18 protein-coding genes are annotated in these 21,098 nt (G+C 67.6%); 6 read left to right on the top strand and 12 right to left on the bottom strand.

Annotated features, from left to right (window positions below; all coding sequences use genetic code 11):
- Nucleotides 1–92: 92 nt before the first annotated feature.
- A complete protein-coding gene (locus D7316_RS18320) occupies nucleotides 93–1,244 on the bottom strand; it encodes a TetR/AcrR family transcriptional regulator (RefSeq protein ID WP_124709528.1) in 1,152 nt (383 codons plus the stop codon).
- Between the two features lie 32 nt (nucleotides 1,245–1,276).
- The gene (locus tag D7316_RS18315) at nucleotides 1,277–2,242 is read right to left on the bottom strand and encodes a DMT family transporter (RefSeq protein WP_124709527.1); all 966 of its coding nucleotides are present in this window, start codon (nucleotides 2,240–2,242) and stop codon (nucleotides 1,277–1,279) included.
- 37 nt (nucleotides 2,243–2,279) lie between these two features.
- Here D7316_RS18315 and D7316_RS18310 point away from each other — a divergent pair, with 37 nt between their 5' ends.
- Nucleotides 2,280–2,849: a TetR/AcrR family transcriptional regulator gene (locus D7316_RS18310; RefSeq protein WP_232016965.1), complete on the top strand. Its 570-nt coding sequence runs from the start codon at nucleotides 2,280–2,282 to the stop codon at nucleotides 2,847–2,849.
- Nucleotides 2,850–2,956: 107 nt separating this feature from the next.
- Here D7316_RS18310 and D7316_RS18305 read toward each other — a convergent pair whose 3' ends face one another.
- Nucleotides 2,957–6,340, bottom strand: a complete 3,384-nt coding sequence (locus tag D7316_RS18305) for a DEAD/DEAH box helicase (RefSeq protein WP_124709525.1) — start codon at nucleotides 6,338–6,340, stop codon at nucleotides 2,957–2,959.
- Between the two features lie 81 nt (nucleotides 6,341–6,421).
- On the opposite strand from D7316_RS18305, the gene D7316_RS18300 reads away from it, so the two are divergent.
- The 5 genes from D7316_RS18300 to D7316_RS18280 all read left to right on the top strand — a co-directional run bounded on the left by D7316_RS18300 (nucleotide 6,422) and on the right by D7316_RS18280 (nucleotide 12,033).
- Nucleotides 6,422–7,606, top strand: coding sequence for an alkaline phosphatase family protein (locus tag D7316_RS18300; RefSeq protein WP_124709524.1), 1,185 nt, complete (start codon nucleotides 6,422–6,424; stop codon nucleotides 7,604–7,606).
- A 137-nt stretch (nucleotides 7,607–7,743) separates the two neighbouring features.
- Complete coding sequence (locus tag D7316_RS18295) at nucleotides 7,744–8,889, top strand: TIGR03364 family FAD-dependent oxidoreductase (protein ID WP_408610023.1); 1,146 nt, start codon at nucleotides 7,744–7,746, stop codon at nucleotides 8,887–8,889.
- 31 nt (nucleotides 8,890–8,920) lie between these two features.
- Complete coding sequence (locus D7316_RS18290; protein ID WP_124709522.1) at nucleotides 8,921–9,613, top strand: phosphonatase-like hydrolase; 693 nt, start codon at nucleotides 8,921–8,923, stop codon at nucleotides 9,611–9,613.
- A 248-nt stretch (nucleotides 9,614–9,861) separates the two neighbouring features.
- Nucleotides 9,862–11,202, top strand: coding sequence for an MFS transporter (locus tag D7316_RS18285; protein ID WP_124709521.1), 1,341 nt, complete (start codon nucleotides 9,862–9,864; stop codon nucleotides 11,200–11,202).
- A gap of 111 nt (nucleotides 11,203–11,313) precedes the next feature.
- Nucleotides 11,314–12,033, top strand: coding sequence for a GntR family transcriptional regulator (locus tag D7316_RS18280; protein WP_124709520.1), 720 nt, complete (start codon nucleotides 11,314–11,316; stop codon nucleotides 12,031–12,033).
- A 54-nt stretch (nucleotides 12,034–12,087) separates the two neighbouring features.
- On the opposite strand, the gene D7316_RS18275 is transcribed toward D7316_RS18280, so the two are convergent.
- From D7316_RS18275 to D7316_RS18235, 9 genes are read right to left on the bottom strand one after another with little or no spacing between them, the layout of a single operon-like run.
- On the bottom strand, nucleotides 12,088–13,191 hold the full coding sequence (locus D7316_RS18275; RefSeq protein WP_124709519.1) for an MSMEG_0565 family glycosyltransferase: 1,104 nt from the start codon (nucleotides 13,189–13,191) through the stop codon (nucleotides 12,088–12,090).
- Between the two features lie 4 nt (nucleotides 13,192–13,195).
- Complete coding sequence (locus tag D7316_RS18270; protein ID WP_124709518.1) at nucleotides 13,196–14,044, bottom strand: carbon-nitrogen hydrolase family protein; 849 nt, start codon at nucleotides 14,042–14,044, stop codon at nucleotides 13,196–13,198.
- Between the two features lie 30 nt (nucleotides 14,045–14,074).
- Complete coding sequence (locus D7316_RS18265; RefSeq protein WP_124709517.1) at nucleotides 14,075–15,517, bottom strand: MSMEG_0567/sll0787 family protein; 1,443 nt, start codon at nucleotides 15,515–15,517, stop codon at nucleotides 14,075–14,077.
- A 4-nt stretch (nucleotides 15,518–15,521) separates the two neighbouring features.
- A complete protein-coding gene (locus tag D7316_RS18260) occupies nucleotides 15,522–16,577 on the bottom strand; it encodes an MSMEG_0568 family radical SAM protein (protein WP_124709516.1) in 1,056 nt (351 codons plus the stop codon).
- Nucleotides 16,574–18,055, bottom strand: coding sequence for an AMP-binding protein (locus tag D7316_RS18255; RefSeq protein ID WP_124709515.1), 1,482 nt, complete (start codon nucleotides 18,053–18,055; stop codon nucleotides 16,574–16,576). The genes D7316_RS18260 and D7316_RS18255 overlap by 4 nt, the downstream gene beginning before the upstream one ends.
- Nucleotides 18,056–18,068: 13 nt before the next feature.
- Complete coding sequence (locus tag D7316_RS18250) at nucleotides 18,069–19,358, bottom strand: MSMEG_0569 family flavin-dependent oxidoreductase (protein WP_124709514.1); 1,290 nt, start codon at nucleotides 19,356–19,358, stop codon at nucleotides 18,069–18,071.
- Nucleotides 19,355–19,651 (bottom strand): MSMEG_0570 family nitrogen starvation response protein, encoded by a 297-nt coding sequence (locus tag D7316_RS18245; RefSeq protein ID WP_124709513.1) that lies wholly within the window; start codon nucleotides 19,649–19,651, stop codon nucleotides 19,355–19,357. The genes D7316_RS18250 and D7316_RS18245 overlap by 4 nt, the downstream gene beginning before the upstream one ends.
- Nucleotides 19,644–20,543, bottom strand: a complete 900-nt coding sequence (locus D7316_RS18240; protein ID WP_124709512.1) for a carbon-nitrogen hydrolase family protein — start codon at nucleotides 20,541–20,543, stop codon at nucleotides 19,644–19,646. Before D7316_RS18240 ends, D7316_RS18245 begins: the two co-directional genes overlap by 8 nt.
- A gap of 19 nt (nucleotides 20,544–20,562) precedes the next feature.
- Complete coding sequence (locus D7316_RS18235) at nucleotides 20,563–21,087, bottom strand: MSMEG_0572/Sll0783 family nitrogen starvation response protein (protein ID WP_124709511.1); 525 nt, start codon at nucleotides 21,085–21,087, stop codon at nucleotides 20,563–20,565.
- Nucleotides 21,088–21,098 lie beyond the last annotated feature (11 nt).

Here is a 21,098-nt window from a genome sequence, read left to right as displayed (position 1 = left end):
TGCACATCCTCTCGATCCGAGTGATGCCAGTCACCTTAACAGGGATTTACTTTGCAAGGCAAGGGCGTAGTGGGAGGGGATGTCGAGGGGGATCAGTGCGAGAGCAGGACCGCCATGCACATCGCCGTCAGATCATCCGGGAACGATCCGTTGACCTGGAGGTGATCGAGCTGGGCGAGGGTGTGGATGATGCTGAGCGCGGTGTGCACCAGGATGCGTGCCGTCGTCGCATCGAGGTCGGGGCGGATGGCCTGCAGGAGAGCGGTCCATTCTGCGACGTATTCGCGCTGGCGGGCGCGCGACTCGGCGGCCAGGGTGGCCTGTTCGGTCTGCAGGAGTGATGTGAGAATCGTTCTGTCCAAGGCCAATTCGGCGTATCCACGGACGAGTTCGGGGAGTGCGTGCGCCGGATCCGAGTTCTCCCGCAGCACTCGGTGTAGGAGCAACCAGAGGGCGCTGGTGCCGCGCTCGACCGCGACCTGCAGGAGTACGGCCTTGCTTTCGAAGTAGCTGTAGAGGTTGGGCCCGGAGACACCGGCGGCCGCGCCGATGTCGTCGAGGCCCGTCGCCTCGTATCCGTTTCGGCCGAACAGGACGATGGCGTGTCCGAGCAGCGCTTCCCGTTTGGAGACTGGTTCCAGCGCGGAAGACACGGGGGACGGCGGGTCGCTCGGCGGACTCAGTTCCACCGCGCACATGCGTCGAGCCGCCGTGGTCATCAGCTCGACGTACTCCGGATCGCCGATCCGCGAGGTGTGCGAACCGGGACTGGCCAAGATGGCCTGAATCCCCCACGCCAGTTCTTCGGTCTGTTGGTCAGGGAGTTGTGGGCGCTCGGCTGCGATGAGGCCGCGGTACTGCCGATTGGTGGCATACAGCCGGTCGCGCAGATCATCACGCCGGTCGTCCGGCAGATTGCGCGCCTCCCGCCACCACAGCACCCCGACGTCGCGGTGGGCGACGGCGTGCGCGCAGCTCTCCGCCAAGGCTTGGTCGAGGGTGGTGGTCGATCCGAAGGCGGGCGTGACCTCGGCGAAGCTCTGCTCGATCACGGCGCCGAGCAACACCGACTTGTTCGCGAAGTGCCGGTAGAGCGCTCCTGCGGTGATGCCGACGCGGTCGGCGATCATGGCCATGGAGACTTTGGGGTACCCGACCTCGACGATCAACGCGCGCGCCGCCTCGAGGATCTGCGCCTTGCGATCCTTCGGTCGTCGCCGAACCGTGGACGGCTTGGTGGTCATGAGCACCTCAAACGTATGGATGTAAACAACGGTTAAGCGTAGTGCGTCAGGGTCCGCTGTGGCGACCGCCGGCCGGTCGAGGACTCGTCCGCAGGCGACCGATTCACCACCCAGGTCGCTCCCAGCGCCATCGTGAGACCCAGAGCCGTTGTCCAGGTGAACGGTTCGCCGTACATCGCCGTACCCCAGAGCGCGGTCACCGGCGGCATCAGGAACATCAGCGTGTTCACCGATGTGACGCCGACCCTCCGGAGCATGACCCAATAGAGGCCGTAGCCACCGATGGTGGACAACACGATCAGCCACAGCATGGCCAGCCAGAACCCGAGATCCGCCGGCGGTGTCGCGGTGCCGGTCGCCAGGCAGGCCACGGTGAAGATGACCGCCGACGTCGCACAATGGACCGCGAGCGTCTGGACGGGCGGCATCGTCGGCGCCGACCGCCGTTCCAGGAAGGTGGCAGCAACGAGGCAGCCCATACCGACAAGCGGTACGAGGTAGCCCCACAGGGGTGCGCTGCTCGTGGCTGCGGTCGCATCCGTCCAGGTCACCACCAGTACGCCGACGGCTCCGACCAGCAGGCCCCACCATTGGTGCCCGCGGGTTGCCGCGCCGAGGAGAGGTCCGGCGAGCGCGGCGACCACGAGAGGCTGGATGCCGTCGATCAACGCCGTCGTCCCGGTACTGACGCCGAGCCCGATGGCCCAGAACACGGTCACCGTGTAGCCCGCCTGCGACAGCGCGCCGACCAGGATCTGCGTACCCCATTCGCGCCGGCTGTAGCGCTCCGGCGTGCGACGTCCGTGGATCACCAGTGCGACGAGAGTCAGTGCGAGGGCGATGGGCACGAACCGCCACATCAGGACGGTGGTGACCGGGGCATCGGCGGCGCCCAGTTTCGCGCCGATGAAGCCGGATGACCAGCACACGACGAACAGCGTGCCGAGCAACGCGGTCACCCACGAGCCCCGGGTTTTACCGATCGGTGAAGTCTGCATGGTCGCCGACTTTACCGATCGGTGTAGTCTTTGTCATGTGAGTACCGATGTGGACTGGACGCCGAAGGCCCGGGTGATCCTCGATGCCGCGTCCGAACTGTTCTACGACCAGGGCATTCACGCCGTGGGCGTCGAGGCGATTGCGGCGCGGGCCGGCGTCACCAAGCGCACGCTGTACGACCGATTCGGATCGAAGGAACGGCTCGTCGTCGAGTACCTGCGTGCACGCGACCGTTCCTGGCGCGACTTGCTGCAGCGGCGGCTCGACGACGCCGACGACGATCCGGCCGCGCAGCTGTCCGCTGTGTTCGGTGCCACCCGGCAATGGTCCGTCGAGCGAAGTCCCAATGGCTGCAGCATGATCAACGCGCACGCCGAGATCCACGACGCCACCCACCCCGCGTACCCGATCATCGTCGGACAGAAGCGTTGGATGCTCGAATTGTTCACGCGGATCGCGACCGACGCCGGCGTCACCGATCCGGACGCCGTGGGCGACCAGCTGCTGCTGCTGCACGAGGGTTCCCTGGTGACCTACGGGATGTCGGTGGTGCCCGGCTCGTACGACGTGGCGGAGGAGTTGGGGTTGCGACTGTTGGCGGGGTAGGCATGGGGATGGAGGCGGCGGTTCCGGCCGCACTTTCGGTTTCCGGCTTGGCGCGAAAGGTGCGGCAAGATGACGGAACTGCGGCCAGAACGGGGGCGGTGGACCGCTCAGATGTCTCCCAGCATTGCGCGCACGTCGTCGGGGCTGATGACCGAGCCGAACAGGTCACCGTCGTCGACGACGGCATCGAACAACGCCCTCTTCTTGTCCTGCAGCCCGACGACCTTCTCCTCGATGGTCCCTTTCGACACCAGCCGGTAGACGGTGACGGGACGGGTCTGGCCGATGCGGTGGGCACGGTCGACGGCCTGCGCCTCAGCCGCCGGATTCCACCAGGGGTCGCAGACGAAGCAGTAGTCGGCCTCGGTGAGGTTGAGACCGAATCCGCCGGCCTTGAGACTGATGAGAAACACCTTCGAGGCGCCGCTGGTGAACTCGTCGATGGCGGTCTTGCGCTGTTTCGCGTTCATCGATCCATCGAGGTAGCTGTGGTCGATCCCCAGGTCGTCGAGGCGTTCGCGGATCAGCCCCAGGAAGCCGGTGAACTGGCTGAACACCAGTGCGGCATGGCCTTCCGCGATCAGCTCGGGCAGTTGCTCGGCGAGATAGTCGATCTTTGCAGAGGCGACACCTATGTCCTTCTCGTCGACCAGCCCGGCATGCAGGCTCAGTTGCCGCATCATGGTCAGCGACCGGAAGATCGCGAAGCGGTTCTCCTCCCAGTCCCCCAGCAACCCGAGGACGCGCTGCCGCTCCCGATTGAGGCGGGTCTGGTAGATGCGTTCGTGCTTGGCGGCCAGCTCGATGGCGAGCACCTGTTCCTGTTTGGCCGGAAGGTCCGAGACCACCTGATCCTTGGTGCGGCGCAACATCACCGGCCGGATACGTCGCCGCAGCCCCTCGAGGCGTTCGGGCTTCTCACCCGACTCGATCGGCTTGCGGTAGTAGTCGGCGAACGCGATGGGCGACGGGAACAGTCCGGGCGCGGTCAGCGAGAGCAACGACCACAGCTCCATCAGATTGTTCTCCATCGGGGTGCCGGTGATCGCGAGCTTCATCTCGGCGCCGAGTCGCCGGGCGCATTGGTGCGTCTTGCTCTTGTGGTTCTTCACGAACTGCGCCTCGTCGAAGATGACGCCGGTCCACCGGAACTGGTTGATCGCGTCGAACTGCAGGCGCAGCAACGTATACGAGGTCACCACGATCTGCGCGCCGCCCACGTGCTCGGCGAAGCTGATGCCGCTCTTGCCCTCGGTGGCGGTGACCGCGACCGCCTCGAGATCGGGCACGAACTTCTGTGCCTCGCTGACCCAGTTGCCGACCACGCTGGTCGGCGCGACCACCAGGAAGCAGCCGGTCGGGATCTCCGCGGAGGCCTCGGCCATCAACGCAAGTGCCTGCACCGTCTTGCCGAGCCCCATGTCGTCGGCGAGAATGCCGCCGATCCTGTTCTGCCACAAGAATCTCAGCCAGTCCAGGCCGGTGCGCTGATAGTCGCGTAGGTCGGCGTGTAGCCCCGCCGGCGGTCCACTGGGCGCCGGCAGGGTGGCGTTGGCGAGCCGGTTGACCCGCGAATGCCATTCGGCCAGCTGGTCGTCGACGACACCGAGGCTGAGCAACTCCTCCCAGAGGGTCGCGTTGTAGGTGTTGCGGCGGACGAGTCCGTTCTCGATCTCGCCGAGGTCCTGCGCTTCCCGGATGAGCTCGCTCAGTCGTCGCAGTTCGGGATTGTCGAGCGAGAAGTAGGTGCCGTCGGACAACAGCAGGTGGGTGGCGTTGGCAGCGAGCGCCCGGATGATGGCGCCCAGCGGAACGACGTGGCCGTCGACCTCGACCGTGATGCGAAGGTTGAGCCAGTCGTTGCCGACCGGGCTCTCGTCCTCGCTGATGCTGATCTCCGGGTCGTCCTCGGCGGGGCGGAAGTCGACCGGGTCGCCGATGATCTCGACTTCGATGTCCTCGCCGAGCTCGGGCACCAGCTCGCCGATCAGGACGGCGGTATCGATCAGTGAGTAGGTGAAGGTCCGGCACAGGAGGTCGGTGCTCGCCCGCTGAACGGCGGTCTCCGTGTCGTCGGCGACGACGGCGTCGAGGTCGCCGTCGAGGGCCCGCGTGCCACCCCGCAACGACTGGTGGATGATGCGGGTGGCCTGGGTCTGCCAACGCGTGCACCGGCGGGCGACCAGTTCCATCGCGCCGCGGGCGTCCTTCCAGGCCTGTGTCTCGTCCTCGGCATTGCGCATGCTGGTCGCAGCGACCGGTTCGTGTCGATCGAAGGTGCGTCGGCGATCGTTGATGCGATAGCTGATCCGCCAGTCCACCTGCGACGACTCGTCCCCGACGCGGATGGTGAGCAACGGGGTCGGCCCCTCGATCGTGGGCGGCGTGATGGCCCCGTCCTCGATGTCGACGGGAGCGGTGGCGGCCAGCGCCGGCAGGAGCTCCGCGACGAACTCGTCGAGGTCGGCGTCGGGGATGAGGATGCCGCCGGCCGACGCGAGCTTCTCGAGTGCCTGGCGATCCGAGGTCGCGTCGAACGGGCCCATCAGCAGGGTCCCGTCGTCGACCGTGAAGGCGCCGTGCGGTACCGGCGCACCGACCAGTCCGACCGGCGAGTCGTGCCAGTCGTCGTGGTCGACCTGGAGGTAGGGCGCGACGAATGCGCCGTCGGCGGCGCGTGTGACACGGAATGCGATGCGTGCACCGGCGAAGAGGTCGATGCGAGTGGCGCCGGTGGACGGATCGGCGAGCAGCGTCACGCCGGCCTCATCCGCCGCCGCGAGCAACTCCCAGATGTCCGACGGGGCCCAGCCCAGTGACATCGCGTCTTCGTCGATGCCGGTGTTCAGATAGGCGCGCGCCATGGCGACGACCGCCCGCAGCTGAGCCGGCTCGAAGTCGGAACGTCCCGGGGCCGACGGATGGCCCGCGGCCCGCCGCGCCACCGATCGCCAGTTGATTCCCTTCTTCACCCAGGTGCCGCCCCTACCCTGCTTGACCAGCCGCAGCGTCGGCACCGGGTTCGGCATGAGCCGGTGTACGGCGGGCAGTTCGACGAGGATGGCGAGCGGGACCGGGTCCACCGCCGGTTGATCGCGAACGAAGGCGCCCAACGTCGTGCGCCACTGCGCGGGAAGCTGGGTGACCTGCGCGAGTTCGGATCCGGGTGTGCCGTCGAGGGCGGCCGCCTCGGCCTCGAGCGCGGTCAGCAGCAGCGCCACACCGTGCTTGCACATGATCCCGACCGGGCAGGTGCACTGGGTGAAGTCCAACGTCCGCGACGTCCCGACCGCGCTGAAGGACGCACTGGTCTCGTAGACCTGGCCGCCCGAGCCCCGGCACAATCCGCCCAGGGTCAGCTCGTCGTCTGACCAGGCCATCCGGAACACCCGGCCCTCGTCGGCGTAATCCGACCCCCGACTGACCGTGCCCGCGTCGAAGTCGACGAGCAGGTCGCTCGCCGACTCGGCGAAGGGATCGAGATCGGGCATGCACACAGGCTAGGACCCGACGCCGACGTCGACGACGACGCGCGCGGCTTGTCCACAGACAATCCGATTACGGTGTCGTATGTGAGTGCACCGTCGGACGAACTCCACCCGTTGCAGTGGAGCAGTTACGCCACACTCGCCGACGTCCTGCCGGCGATCGACGACGCATTCGACCGGAGCCCGTCGTCGAGCGTGCCGATCCCCGCGAGCCGCGACGTCGTGCTGCTGCTGATCGACGGACTGGGCGCGACCCTGCTCGACGCTCACGCGGACGTGGCCCCGACCTTGACGTCGATGCGTGCCGCGACGATCCGCGCCGGCTTCCCGGCGACCACCGCGACGAGCATCACCAGTCTGATGGCCGGTGCGCCCTGCGGCTCGCACGGCATCATCGGCTACTCGTTTCGCACCGAACGCGACGAGACGCGTGGCCCGAAACGCCGCACGCTCAACGCCTTACGGTGGACGTTCAACACGTCGCACGGGCGATCCGCACTGGGGCTGTACGTGCCCGAACAGATCCAACCGAACGGAGGGGTCCTCGCGGAGATGGCGGGTCGCGGCGTCGACGTCACCTACGTGATGCCGCTGGCGTATCGCGGGACCGGGTTCAGCCGCGCCGCCTTTCGCGTCGAGGGCACCTATGTCGGCGCCCACAATCCCGCGGAGATCCTGGCGGGCGTCGGCGAGACGCTGACGCCGCGCACACCTCGGCACCGGTTCGTCTATGCCTACTGGCCGGACCTGGACGCCGCCGGCCACCTGTTCGGACCGGGTTCACCGGCCTGGCGGAAGACGTTGGCCATCGCGGACAAGCTTGTCGCCGACCTCGCCTCGGAGTTGCCGCGCGACGCCACCCTCGTGGTCACCGGCGATCACGGAATGATCGAGGCGGACAACCGGATCGACATCGACACCACCGACGAGATGCTCAAGGGCGTCGAGGCGGTCGGCGGGGAGATGCGGGTACGCCAGGTCTACACCCGGCCGGGTGCCCGCGACGATGTGCGCGCATTCTGGACGGATGTGCTGGGCGACAACGCATTTCTGGTTCCGCGCGAACAGGTGCTCGACGAACAATGGTTCGGCGCCGAGGTCACCGACGTGGTGGCCGAGCGGATCGGCGACCTGGTGGCCGTCGCGCGAGGGACGTCGATTCTCACCCGCTCGCTCACCGATCCGGCGCCCGAGGTGAACATGCCCGGCCATCACGGGGCGTGGTCGGCGGCGGAACAGTTGGTGCCGTTGCTGGTGCAGAAGGCTTGATGTTCCCCGCGCGAAGTATGCCTTTGTTTCACGTGTAACCGGGTGTTTACCCAGCGTAGCTTTCTCGCAACCATAGTTGTATAGCTTTCTTTCTCGTAAGTATTGACATCAGCCTTCATCAGCGGGAAAGTATGACCATGATCACAAAAGACACCGAGTTCGACGTCGTCGTCGTGGGAGCCGGGATCGTGGGCCTCGCGCACGCATATCACGCGCATCGTCGCGGCCTGTCGGTCGCGATCCTCGATCACGCCGACCGGGTCGCAGGTGCCTCGGTCCGTAACTTCGGCCACGCATGCATCACCGCCCAGTCCGGCGAGGCGCTCGACTACGCCCGCGCCGGCCGGGAGCACTGGCTCGAACTGTCGCGCCGAGCCGGGTTCTGGGCAGCGGAGACCGGCACGGTCGCCATCGCACGGCACGACGACGAACTCGCCGTGATGGAGCAGTTCGCCAGTGACAGAGGGGCGTCCGAGGCCCGCGTCCTCGATCGCACCGAGATCCTCGACCGCGTGCCGGCCGATGGTCACGGTGTCGTCGGCGGCATGTTCATGCCGCGTGACCTGCAGGTCGATCCCCGGTCGGCAGCGCCGATGATCGCCCGGTGGCTGGAATCCGAAGGCGTGCAGTTCTTCTGGCGGACATCCGCGACGTCATTCGAGCCCGGGCTGGTCCGGACGACACGTGGCGACCTGCGGGCCGCGACCACCTTCATCACCGTCAATCACGACATCGACCGCCTGTTCCCGGAAATCGCCGAGGGAATCGATCTCCGACGGTGTGCCCTGCACATGATCAAGGCCGCTGTACCCCTGCGGTTTCCGATGACGAGTCCGCTGTTCACCGGATGGTCGCTACTGCGCTACAGCGGATTCGAGGCCATGCCGTCGACCGGCGTCGTCGCCGATCGCCTCCATGCGACGTATCCCGAGCACACCGCTCTGGACCTGCACCAGATGTACACACCACAGCCCGACGGCACAGTTCTCATCGGGGACACCCACATTCGTGAGGTGACGCCGTTGCCGTTCCAGTCCGAGGAGGGATTCACCACGCTGATCGAGGTCACCAAGGAGCTGTTCGGGGTCACGTCGATCGACGTCATCGAGCGGTGGCAGGGCGTGTACTGCAGCGCTGCCGGACACGAGTTCCTGCGCACCGAACCGTTCCCCCGAACCCACATCGTCACGGTCACCACGGGCATCGGGATGACCACCAGCATGGGTCTCGCCCAGGCGAGCGTCGCCGAGGCCCTCGACCGCTCCGCCACCGTCCTCTCCTGATATCGACTCCACCCGAAAGGTACTGACAGACATGACCACCACCCCCACCTCCACTCCCATCGAGCTGGTCGTCTTCGACATGGCCGGGACGACCGTGGCCGACGAAGGCCTCGTCGTCGCCTCCTTCCTCGCCGCCGACGAGCACGCCGGTCTGTCGGCGTCCGACGCCGACCGCACCGCGATGCTCGACTACGTCCAGGAGACGATGGGCCAGTCCAAGATCACCGTCTTCCGCCACCTCAGCAAGGGCAACGAGGAGCAGGCACAGTCGGCCAACAAGGAGTTCGAGCGCACGTACTCCTCCCTCGTAGCCGAGGGCAGATGCAGTGCCATGCCGGGCGCCGAGGACCTCTTCCGGAGCTGTCGGGACCGAGGCGTGAAGATCGCCCTGACAACGGGATTCGCCAAGCCGACGCAGGACGCCATCCTCGAGACGCTCGGGTGGCAGGACGTCGCCGACGTCGTGCTGTGCCCCACCGACGAACTGCGCGGCCGGCCCCACCCCGACATGCCGCTCGAAGCCCTGATCCGCACGCGGACCACTTCCGTCGACGCGATGATGGTGGTCGGGGACACCGCCTCCGACATCACGAGCGGAGTCCGCGCGGGCGCCGGGGTCCTCGTCGGCGTGCTCAGCGGTGCACATGATCGCGACCAACTCACGGCCGCTGGCGCACACCACGTCGTCGACGGGGTCGTCGACCTCGCGGCGCTCCTCCCCTAGTTCCGAACCCTCTCCTCCCGCACCATCTCTCTGATCCATCGGGCGGGTTCGCGGTCAACCACCCGATCACCAGCGACCCTGGTGACGGCTCGCGAACCCGCCGGACACGATCCCGCACGCCTTCTCGCCGTTCTGGCGCCCCCATCTCTCGTGCGCCCGGCCTCTCGCCACTCACACGCGCATCATCGTCGCTGCGTCTCGATAACCCGTGCATTTCTCGCACTCTTCCCCGAAGATCGAAGGACGTCATGACAACCTCACCCACCCTCGACGGCATCCGCGATGCCGAGATCGTCCCCCTCTACCGACGGTGGAGGGTACAGACCTTCGCCGTCACCTGGATCATCTACGCCGGCTTCTACTTCACGCGTCAAGCGTTCTCGGTTGCCAAGCTGGGCATCCTCGAAGACCCGGTGCTGTCGACCACTCTCTCCAAGAGCGTCCTGGCCAACCTCGATGCCGCCTACCTGGCGGCATACGCGGCCGGACAATTCGTCTGGGGCGCGATGTCGGACAGGTTCGGCCCACGCCGAGTTCTGTTGGGCGGCCTCGCGGTATCGGCGGTCGTCGCTCTCCTGATGGGTCTGCTGCCGGCCCTCGTGTTCCTCGCACCGTTGATGATCCTGCAGGGCCTCGCGCAGTCGACCGGATGGTCGGGGACGCTGACGAACATGGCCCAGTTCTTCACGATCTCCGAGCGCGGGCGAATCCTCGGGTTGTGGAGCACCAACTACGCCTTCGGCGGACTCGCGGCCGCCCCGTTCCTCGGTTGGATCGCCTACAGCGTGTTCGACGACTGGCGTGTCGCATTCTTCACCGGGGCTGCCGTCGTCGGCGTGATCATCCTCATCACCCTCCGGTTCCAGCGGAACTCACCGAAGGATGTCGGGCTTCCGGAGATCGAGGCGTTCCGGGCCGAACTGCACGAGCCGGCACCCGTCGGCGACGTCACCGACGAGGATCGGGACATGGCCCAGCCGACGACGTCGGCGTGGCAGACGTATCGGACCGTGCTCGGCAACAAGATGGTGATCACCCTCGGCCTCACGTACTTCCTCCTCAAGCCCGCACGGTACGCGATCCTGTTGTGGGGACCGGTGATCGTCGCCGAGAGGCTGACCGGAGCGAGCAACCTGACCGCGATCACCGTCCCGATCGCGTTCGGTGTCGCGGGCGTGCTGGCACCGATCCTGCTCGGCCAGATCTCCGACCGCGTGTTCAAGGCCAAGCGCATCCCCGCCTGCGTGATCTCGCTGGTGATCCTCGTCGCGGCGCTCGTGCTGTTCACCCCGCTCACCGCAATGCAGAACGTCTGGATCATGGTCGCGGTGTTGTTTGTGATCGGTCTGACGCTCTACGGTGCCGACGCGATGGTGTCGTGCGTGTCGGCGGTCGACTTCGGCACGTCGAAGCATGCGGGTGCCGCGTCGGGGATCATCAACGGATGCGGCTCGGTCGGGGCCATCTTCGGTGGGCTGCTGCCGGGTTACCTCGGCACGACGGCGCTCTTCTACGGGTTCGCAGGCGCGGCGGCCGTGGCCGCGCTGATTCTGCTGCCGCACTGGAACCGGGTGCCGAGCACCGACTGACCGATACCGATCCACTCCGGGTGGCCGCCCTCGCACGGGCGGCCACCCGTTCCTCGTCGGCTAGGGTAGGTAGACAAGTTCCCAGGTGTACCCAACGGCACGGAGGTCGGGTTGTCCCCTCGACATCAGGAGATCTACCAGGCGATACGTGCCCAGATCGTCGACGGCGACTACAAGCCCGGCGACGAGCTGCCCCCGGAGACGGTCCTCATGGAGGAGTGGAAGGTCAGTCGCGGACCTATTCGTCAGGCCTTGTACAACCTCCGGTCCGAGGGACTGATCTACACCACCCGTGGCCGGCCGGCCCGCGTTCGCCGCCCGCACCAGCCGACCCAGACGCTCGCGTCGTTCACCCCGTTCTCGCAATGGGCACTGACGTCCGGCCGCGAACCGGGCAATCACACGCTGAGCGTGTCCCGTCGGCGGGCCGACGGTGAGATCGCCGACGGACTCCAGCTCGACGAGGGCGCGTTCATCGTCGAGGTCGTGCGACTGAGGACGCTCGACGGCGTACCCGCGCTGCTCGAGCGCAGCAGATTCACCCTCGACACGGGCCAGAGTCTGTTCGAGTTCGACGCCGACAAGGGCTCCATCACCGACCATCTCGTCGACGTCGGCGTGGAGTTCGCCTCCATGCGGCACGAACTCGACGCCATCGCGGCGGACGGCACGGACGCCGAAGCACTGCAGATTCCGGTGGCGGCGCCGTTGCTCCGGGAACGGCGTACCAGCTTCGACCCGCAGGGCAAACCGTTCGAGTACTCCGATGACCGTTATCGGCCGGACCAGGTGACGTTCTCGATCATGAACACGATGAGCGGGGAGCGTTGAGGTTTCGCGCCGGACCCGGTCGGCGGGGTGCTGTGGGCGTCGACAGCGGTTCGGTCAGTGTGCGCGGGGGTAGGGGTGACGGGCATAGAAGTCGAGATGGGAGCGGGCGGCGGCGTCCCAGGTGAGCGACTGCGCGAGCGTGCGGCCGGCGTCGCGTCGGTGTGGGTCCGGGGTCCGGGCGTCGAGAAGTGCGCGGGCCAGCGATGACGGGCTGTCGGCGTAGGTGACGGTGTCGCCGAACACTTCTCGCAGAATGGGTAGTTCCCGCGCGACGACGGGACGGCCGGCGGACAGTGCTTCCATCGCGGCCAGGCCGAAGCCTTCCTTCGTCGACGGGAACGCGAAGACGTCACAGGCGGCGACCAGCGACGGGAGATCGTCGTCGGGGACCGGACCGAGCACCACCGGGTCGATGCCGAGAACGTCACGGCGCCTCTCGAACTCGGTACGGTAGTCGCGGTAGTCGAACAGCGTCTCCCCTCCCGCGAACACCAGTGAGAGATCGGGTGCGTCGGCGCGGAGTGCGGCGAACGCCTCGAGCAGGTCGATGCTGCCCTTGCGCGGTTCGATGCCGCCGACGGCGAGGACATAGGGGCCGAGCTTGTCGCGCCACTGCCGTCGGAGTTCCGTGGCCTCCGGCGTGTCCGCGGCGGCCCCGGCAAATCGTCCGTGGTCGACACCGTTCGGGATGACCGTCGGCGTGAGATCCCATCCGACCCGCACCTCGTCGGCCACTGCGCGCGACACGCAGATCCGCGCGTACGGGTTCACCACCGCCTTCTCATGACACTCCACCAGGATCGGCGTCGTGAACTGGTCGAGATGGTGGATGGTGCGGATGCAGGTGCCGACCGCATTGGCGCTGATGCAGTCCTGTGCATGGACGATGTCGAAGGCAGACGGCTCGAAGGCCGAGCCGAGCGCGTCGATGGACCGCACGATGCGCTCCGTGATGGTCTCGTCGGGAACGTCGGCGAACGGGACGAGTCGTTGTGTCACACCGGGATCGACAGTGCGAAAGAATCCGTCGTCGCCGCCGCGCGCAAGGCTCCACACGGTGACGTCGGCGCCGATTCGGCTCAGCGCCTCGGCGAGATTGAGGGTGTGCACCACGCCGCCACGCGGCCTGGTCGAGTACGTCAGCAACGCGACGCGCACGGTCTCACCCCTTCCCGATGGACTCGTCGGCATGGTAGGTGTCGGGGCGTAGCTCGGCGAGATGGTTCAGAACCCTTCTGGCTCGCGCTATCTCGGCGTCGACGTCCACATCGGCCTTGGCCAGTCCGCCCTTGGAGCGGGTGGTGGACAGGATGTCGCCACCTGGTCCGACGACCTTGGCCTGGCCGAGGAATCGCAGCGATCCGGTGACGCCGGTGAGATTGGATGACACCACGAACACCTGATTCTCGGCGGCGCGCGCACAGTCGTAGAGGTCGAAGAGACGTGACTGCCGATCGGCGGGGAGCCGGGCTGCCCGATCGGTGACGCTGGCCGGCCACGCCGACAGCGCGGCGATGATGCGGGCGCCGTCGAGTGCGAGGGTGCGAGCGGATTCGGGGAACGTCTTGTCGTAGTCGATCAGCATGCCGATACGACCGACGGGGCTGTCGAAGGCGTGGAACGAGTCGCCTGCGGCATACGCCAGGGACTCGCCTGCCGGTTGATGGACCTTGCGGTGCGTGCCGAGGATACCGTCGCCCGAAAGGCAGACCGCGGTGTTGTAGCGCACGTCGCCGGCTGCCTCGGTATAGCCGATGCAGACGGTCATGTCGCCGGCAGCCGCCGCGACAGCGGCGAGTTCCGGACCGTCGGGATCGAGGGCGGGTGGTAGTTCGTCGGGGTCGGGCGCACGCAGGTCGCCGATGTAGCCGCCGATCGACGCGTCGGGGAAGACCAGCAGTTGCACGCCGTCGCGGGCCGCCGCCTCGACGATGCCGACCGCCTTGGACACACCACGCTCGACGTCGCGGCCGAAATGCGCTGCGAGAGCGCCGAGCGTGACCGTGGTCATGTCATCGCACTCTACTCATCGAAGCGCCCCTCACGCGGCGCCGAGGCCGGTGACCGCCGAGGCGACCGCGGTCGTGACCTCGCCGTCGGGCCACCGTAGCCGGATGCCCGGATCGGCCGTCAGCCTGCCACACGCCGACGCCGTGGTCGGGCCGGGCGCGGCGTGCACGGGTGCGCGGTCGGCGACAAGCATGGCGTAGCCCGGGAAACATGTCAGCCAGGCACCCATCTCCGCGTCGTGTGGTCGCGGGATGGCGGTGACGTCGAGTTCGGCGCCGGTGCCCGAGGCCTCGGCCAGCATGCCGAGGGTCCCGGCGATCCCGGCCATGCTGACGTCCTTGGCCGCGGCCGGACGGAATTCGCGCAGGAGCCCGGCCATGCGGGTCAGTTCGTCGGCCGAGCGGGAGCTGGTGCTGTCCCATTGCCTGCCGTGATAGCCGGGCCGCCAGCACCCGCCGAGGTCCGCGATCAGCGACACCGTGTCGCCCACGCGGCCGCCGCCGGCGGGGATCGGATCGGCGGCGCGGCCCAGCGCGGTCACCGACAGTGATGCGTGCACACCGACCTGCGTGTGCCCGCCGAGCACGGGAGTCCGCCAGGCCTGTGCGGCGGCGGAGATACCCCGGACGATGCGGGTCAGGTGAGATCTGGTCGGCGCACCCACTGCGTCCAGGAATCCGAGCGGGCTCGCACCCATCGCCGTGAGATCGTTCATGTTCACGAGGATCGCGCACCAGCCGGCCCACTCGGGATCGCGCTCGACCATCGCCGGCAGGATCGCGTCGCAGGCCGCGATGATGTCGGAGTCCGGCAACGGCACCCCGTCGTCCCCGCGGAAACCACTGGGCCCCAAGCCCCCCGGCTGACGGCCGAGCGGTGACAGGATGTCCGCGAGCATCGATTTGGTGCTGTCGGCGGTGCACTGGATCTGATGGATCGGCCAGAGCATGCGGCGATGCGCCCGCCGGTTGATCGTCGGTGCGGGACCTCGATCCTCCCAGCCGAGTGACCGGAACAGAGCCACGTATCGGTCCTGAACCGTCGCGTCGAACCGGAGGACGCCGAGCGATTCGACGTGGGCGCACGCCGCACGGACGAGGGCGGCGCCGACGCCTGCGGCATGCGCCGGGTCGGCGACCACCAGTCGGCTTCCCGACCACCAACCGATGTCGTCCGTCGTGGCCGGCGCGACACGGACGCCGCCGATGACGGTCCCGTCCGCGGTCGTGGCGACCAGGACGGCGGTGCGCGGGTCGCTGTCGGTGTCGTCGCGGTCGGTTCGGGTGAACAGGCCCTGCCGGTCGACGAACTCGGCATGTCGCAGCGCGTGGTAGTCGACGAGCGTGGACGCGGTGTCGGCGACCGTGATGAGATACGGCGGAGTTGTTGCCGCAGTGGCTTTTCCAGCGAGGATGGAGAGGTCACCCGGGCGTGTCGACCGAGTGCGCGTAGGGATCACCGTGCCGTCCAGCATCGCCTCAGCCTCCCACGTTCTGCAGCACACTGCAGGCCCCGCACGCGGCACAGCCGGCCCGTTGATCGGAGCCGCTCATGCCGACGAGCCGGAGATGCTGTGCGACTTCTCGACTGATCTTCTCGACGATCGCCGGCGGGGGTGCGACGGCGCCGTCGACGTCGACGGCCAGGGTTCCGGCGTGCGGCCGGAACGGCACGACCAACGGGTACACCCCCATGTCGATGAGCTCTCGTGCGCCCCGGATCATCTCGTCGGCGTCCTCACCCAGACCGACCAGCAGATAGGTCGACACCTGGTTGCGTCCGAACACGCGCACCGCCTCGGCCCATGCCGCGCGGTACTCGTCCAGGGAGACAGCGGACTTGCCCGGCATCCATCGCCGGCGCACGTCGTCGTCGAGGCTTTCGACGTGGATGCCGATCGCATCCGCACCGGCGTCTCGCAGGTCGGTGATGGTGGCCAGGTCGCCCGGCGGCTCGCACTGGACCTGGACGGGGAGTTCCGGTACAGCGTCCTTGACCGCGCGGACGCAGCGGGCGAGATGCTTGGCGCCCCGGTCCTTTCCGGCAGAGGTACCGGTGGTCATCACCATCTGCGTCACGCCGTCGAGATCGACGGCGGCGCGGGCGACCGCAGCGAGGTCGGCGGGCCGCTTGACCGCGACCGTCGAGCCCGACCGCAGAGATTCCTCGATGGAGCAGAAGCGGCACCGCTGGTCTTCGCCGTAGCGGATGCAGGTCTGCACGACCGTCGTCGCCAGGACGTCGGCGCCATGGAGTTTGGCGATCTTCTCGAACGGCACACCCTCGTCGGTACGCAGATCGTAGAAGCGAGGTCGCGCGATCGTCGCGATCTGCAGGCCGGTGTCCTCGCCGTCGTAGAGGACACGATCACCGTCGAAGACGAACGGGCTGTTCTCGTTCCGTGGGATGGCCGCGTTGAGTCCGTCGACGAGGAGGTGACCGTCGTCGGTGGGCCCGGCGCCGCCGGTGCGGTTGACCGGCGGGGTGCCGCGGATCCCCAGGAGGGCGAGGTCGACTCGGGTGGAAACAGTCACGCGGATGCTCCGTTCGCTCGGAGGAGAGTGTGCTCGGTGCCGTACCGGCTGCAGCCGGCAAGGGCACGTCGACGGATCTTGCCCGCGTCGTTGCGGATGGGACGGTGGGTGAGACAGATACGTTGTGGCCGGGCGACCTCCGGGAGCCGTCGCCTGGCGAACGCGTGCAGGGCGGCGGCGGTGACCTCCGCGTCCGCGACGTCGACTACGACGGTCAGCCCGTGGACCCCATGCGGTCCTGGCTCGCCGACGGCCACCGCACCACGCACCATCGGATGCTCCTCGAACGCCTGCTCGACATCGGCGGGGTACACGGTGGCGTCGCCACATCGGATGACGTCGGCGGCCCGGTCGATGACGAACAGGTAGCCGTCGTCATCGAGATATCCGATGTCGCCGAGGGTGTCCCAGCCGTCGTCGGTGCGCCGTGACGGCGCACCGAGGTAGGTGTAGGCGCTGGACATCCCGCGGCGCATCCAGATCGTGCCGATGTCACCTGTCTGTGCGGGCGTGGCGTCCGTGTGCCGGATGCTGATCTCCGTTCCGCCGACCGGCCGTCCCACGGTTCCCGGCCGGGACAGCCAGTCGCCACCGGTGACCATGGTGAGCCCGTTGGATTCGCTTCCGGCATAGACCTCGACGACCCGGCCCGGGCCGAGCCAGTCGAGGAGCGCGTACTTGTCGGGGGCCGGGCAGCGGCCACCGAGATGCAGGATCGATTGCAGTGAGCTCAGGTCGCGCTCCGCCCGTGCGGATTCCGGCAGCCGCAGCAACCGTCGGACCGACGGTGGCGACAACACCGCCCAGGTCACCCGATGACGCTCGACCGCGGCGAGGAAGGCACGCTCGTCGAAGGAGGGCTCGAGCACGATCCGGTGGCCCGCGGTGAGGCCGCGGAACGCGTAGGTGAACGCTGTCGAGTGCCACAGCGGCGATGACACCAGTTGAATCGCGTGCTGCGGGACGAAGGACGCGACGGCTGCGTCGGGGTCGACGAGAGCGGGTGCAGTACTCGCGATGACCTTCGGGCGGCCGGTGCTCCCCGACGAGGTCGGCGCCTTCCAGCTGTGCGCCCAGGTATCGGGAAGTCGGTCGTCCGACAGTGCACCGGCGTGATCCTCGTCAACCCATGCGATCTCCGCACGGGCCGGTCGTCGGCCGAAAGCGGCTGTCGGACGGGCGATATCCTCGATCTGCGCACGCTCGTCGTCGGGGAGCTCCGGTGACATCGGCATCGGAGTCGCCCCGACGCGCCAGATCGCCACACAGGCCACCACGAAGCCGATCTCGTTGGGCAGCGACACGATCACCCGATCGTCGCGTCGCACGCCACGGTCGAGGAGCAACCGCGCCACTCGCGTGGCCCGGGTGTCGATCTCCGCGGCTGTCGCCGGGCCGGTGCGGTCGACGACGATCACATCCTCGGGGGCCGTCCGGGCGCGGTCGGCGAAGACCGCGGAGATCGGTTGTCGGGTCATGGTTGTCGCTCCGCTACTGTCCGGAAGCGAGGCGCAGGTGGGATTCGCCCAGCGCCGCGACGATCGTGTCGGCGATGTGGCGGGCGTCGCGGTCGACCCCGAGGAATCGGCCCGATCCCCAGGTGTGCATCCACGGCAGCCCGATGAAACTGAGGCCCGGGACCTGGGTGACGCCGCGGGTCTGCATGGGCCGCCCGCCACCGTCGAAGGCGCTCGCCTCGATCCACCGGTAGTCGGGACGGAAGCCGATCGCCCAGATGATGCTGGTGATCCCGGCAGCTGCGAGATCGAGCTCGGTGGGGTCCGCATCGGCGTGCCACGTCGGCTCGTAACGCGAGGGTGGCGGCGCGTCGATGCCGTTGGCCTCGATGTGCCGGTCGATGTCGGAGCAGATGGAGTTGTAGACCGAGTCCGCCTTGTCCAGTGATGAGGTGAGCGTGGGCGCGAACCGCAGGGTCGAGTCCTTGCCGTCGGTGAGCGTGCCGTAGAGGTGCATTCCCTCGGCGGCGAACTGCCGGAGATCGACGTCGCGTCCGCCGTCTCGCCCGGTCACATAGTGATTCGTCTTCTCCTGTGCGGCCTTACCTCCCGGATACTCCTGAGCGGGAGTGTCGTAGAGGCCCATGTCGGCGAGCCAGGTCATGCAGTCACGGCCCCGGTAGAAGCGGGCCACCCGGGGCGCGTTGCCGATCGCCAGGTGGACGTCGCGACCGGCGAGATGCAGATCCTCGGCGATCTGGGTACCGGACTGTCCCGAGCCGACAACCAGTACGGCGCCGTCGGGCAGTTGCTCCGGGTTGAAGTACTGTTCGGAATGGATCTGCGCCACTTCCGAATTCAGAGAGCCCGCATAGGTCGGGATCACCGGGAGTGGGTAGCCGCCGGTGGCGATGACCACCTGGTCACAGGTGACGGTGACATCGCCGTCGGCGTCGGTCAAGGTGAGTTCGAATCCGGCGTCTCCGGTCCGCCGGAGTCGGGTGACGGTGGTGTGATCACGAACGGGTGGGGTGAAGGTGTCGAGCCAGCCGGCGAGCCATTCGACGACCTCGTCGCGCGTCATGAAGCCGTCGGGGTCGGGACCGTCGTAGGCGTAGCCGGGCAGCCGGCAGTGCCAGTTCGGTGTGACCAGTGTGAAGTTGTCCCAGCGTGAGTCGGCCCAGGCGTGGGTGGGGGTCGCCGATTCGACGACGAGGTGTTCCACGCCGGCGCGGCCGAGGTACCAGCTGACCGAGAGGCCGGCCTGACCGGCGCCGACGATGACGACGGGGAGGTGTTCTGCGGTATGAGCGGTGGTGCTCATGATGTCTCCAGTGGTGGGTGCATGGTGAGGACCTCGACGACCGCGTCGTCCTCGTATCGGTTGGCGTTGCGGACGATGTCGTCGGCGGTGGCGGCTGCCGAGGTGCAGGCGAATCCGAACTTCGCGCGGACGCGCTCGGCTGCCTCGTCGAGTGCACTCGTTGCGCGGGTGCGGAAATCGGCGACCGTGTAGTTCGCGCCGACGTCGAGATGATCGTGCATGACGAGACTCGGCGAGTAGCAGTTCTGTACGGCGCCGTCGGGCCACCGCACCGCGAAGGTCATCTCAGGCATGAGCGAGTCCCCGCCAACCCGCGTCACCGGTGGCGTCGAGTTCGGTGAGGACCCCGTAGGCGTCGGGCCGTCGATCACGAAGGTGGAACATGCCCCCACGCATGGCGGTGAACGTCTCGGCGATGTCGACGTCGGCGACCGCCATGCCACTGTCGAGCAGCGTCGAGTCGAGGATGTTGCCACCCGGGTCGACGATCTTGGCGTTCCCCACGTAGCGCAGCGACCCGAATGTGCCGGCCTGATTGGCGGCGATCCAGAAGACCTGGTTGTCGAGGGCGCGGGCGGTGTCGAACAGGTTGAAGCGGTACGTCCACCGGTCTTCCTGCAGGTTCTCCGCGGTCGCGGTGCGCGCCGCCGGCCAGGCCGACAGGCTGGCGATGATCTCGGCGCCGTCGAGGGCCATCACCCGCGCGGCCTCGGGAAAGGCCTTGTCGTAACAGATCTGGAGTCCGACGCGGCCGATCGGTGTATCGAAGACGCCGTAATCGGTGCCGGAGGAGTACGACATGTTCTCTCCCAGTGGCTGATGCACCTTGCGATAGCTGCCGTAGATGCGTGAGCCGTCGAGCACCGCGGCGGCGTTGTAACGGGTCTCCCCGTCCTCGGCCAGCTCGCAGAACCCGATGGCGATCACGAGGTCACCTGCGATCGATTGCACCCGTTGGATTTCCGGTCCGTCGAGCCGGATGGCCGGCGGTAGCGAGCGTGACGTGGTCTTGACGGTGTCCCCGTGGTTGCCGAGCGACGACAGGTATCCGCCGATTGCTGCTTCGGGGAACACCAGGAAGTCGACGTCGCGCTCGCGGGCCTGCGCCACATACGTTTCGATGGTCTGGTAGTTCTGTTCGAGATCGCGGGTGAAATTGGCCGCGACCGCTGCGAGAGTGGTCATGAGAATGCCTCGGGGTCGGTCACACCATGTAGGTGGAGTTGATGATCGCGCCCTTGCGCGCGTAGTGGATGATGGCGTCCTGCACGTCGAGCGGGTGCGCCGGGATCACTCCCTCGATGAGGTCCTCCTCGCGGCCGCCGTGCAGGGCGAGCCCGAAGCGGCAGCAGAACACGGTGCCTCCCTCGGCGATGAACGTCTCCAGCGAGTCGTTGATGTTCTGCTCACCGGGGAATCCGGAATCACCGGTCTTCGGGAATCCGCGTGTGGCAAGGCAATTGATGGCGCCGGGGCCGTAGAAGTAGACGGCGGACTCGAAGCCCTTGCGCAGCGCGCGGGTGGCCTGCAGAACCGCGACGAACGACACCGAGGATTCGTGCGCGATGCCGTGGACCAGGGTGAAGTAGGTTTCGCCGTCTTCGGCCTGGTAGTCGGGGAAGATCTTGGTCCCGCCGTAGATGTTGGAACCCTTCGGCAGGGAGGGGTGCGGGATCTCACCGAGTGACTTGGCGATGTTCTCGGTGATGGTCTCGTCGAAAGAAGGCACTTCGTCTCCTA

Source organism: Gordonia insulae, assembly GCF_003855095.1.
Taxonomy (GTDB): domain Bacteria; phylum Actinomycetota; class Actinomycetes; order Mycobacteriales; family Mycobacteriaceae; genus Gordonia; species Gordonia insulae.
The sequence above is the reverse complement of the archived record's forward strand: the minus strand, read 5'-3'. Positions and strand labels throughout refer to the sequence as shown.

Coding starts and splice junctions, on each gene's coding strand:
- D7316_RS18315 (WP_124709527.1), bottom strand. CDS start 2,242: ATGCAGACTTCACCGATCGGTAAAACCCGGGGCTCGTGGGTGACCGCG.
- D7316_RS18250 (WP_124709514.1), bottom strand. CDS start 19,358: ATGAGCACCACCGCTCATACCGCAGAACACCTCCCCGTCGTCATCGTC.
- D7316_RS18285 (WP_124709521.1), top strand. CDS start 9,862: ATGACAACCTCACCCACCCTCGACGGCATCCGCGATGCCGAGATCGTC.
- D7316_RS18245 (WP_124709513.1), bottom strand. CDS start 19,651: ATGCCTGAGATGACCTTCGCGGTGCGGTGGCCCGACGGCGCCGTACAG.
- D7316_RS18270 (WP_124709518.1), bottom strand. CDS start 14,044: ATGACCACGGTCACGCTCGGCGCTCTCGCAGCGCATTTCGGCCGCGAC.
- D7316_RS18305 (WP_124709525.1), bottom strand. CDS start 6,340: ATGCCCGATCTCGATCCCTTCGCCGAGTCGGCGAGCGACCTGCTCGTC.
- D7316_RS18240 (WP_124709512.1), bottom strand. CDS start 20,543: ATGACCACTCTCGCAGCGGTCGCGGCCAATTTCACCCGCGATCTCGAA.
- D7316_RS18295 (WP_408610023.1), top strand. CDS start 7,744: ATGATCACAAAAGACACCGAGTTCGACGTCGTCGTCGTGGGAGCCGGG.
- D7316_RS18320 (WP_124709528.1), bottom strand. CDS start 1,244: ATGACCACCAAGCCGTCCACGGTTCGGCGACGACCGAAGGATCGCAAG.
- D7316_RS18290 (WP_124709522.1), top strand. CDS start 8,921: ATGACCACCACCCCCACCTCCACTCCCATCGAGCTGGTCGTCTTCGAC.
- D7316_RS18255 (WP_124709515.1), bottom strand. CDS start 18,055: ATGACCCGACAACCGATCTCCGCGGTCTTCGCCGACCGCGCCCGGACG.
- D7316_RS18265 (WP_124709517.1), bottom strand. CDS start 15,517: ATGCTGGACGGCACGGTGATCCCTACGCGCACTCGGTCGACACGCCCG.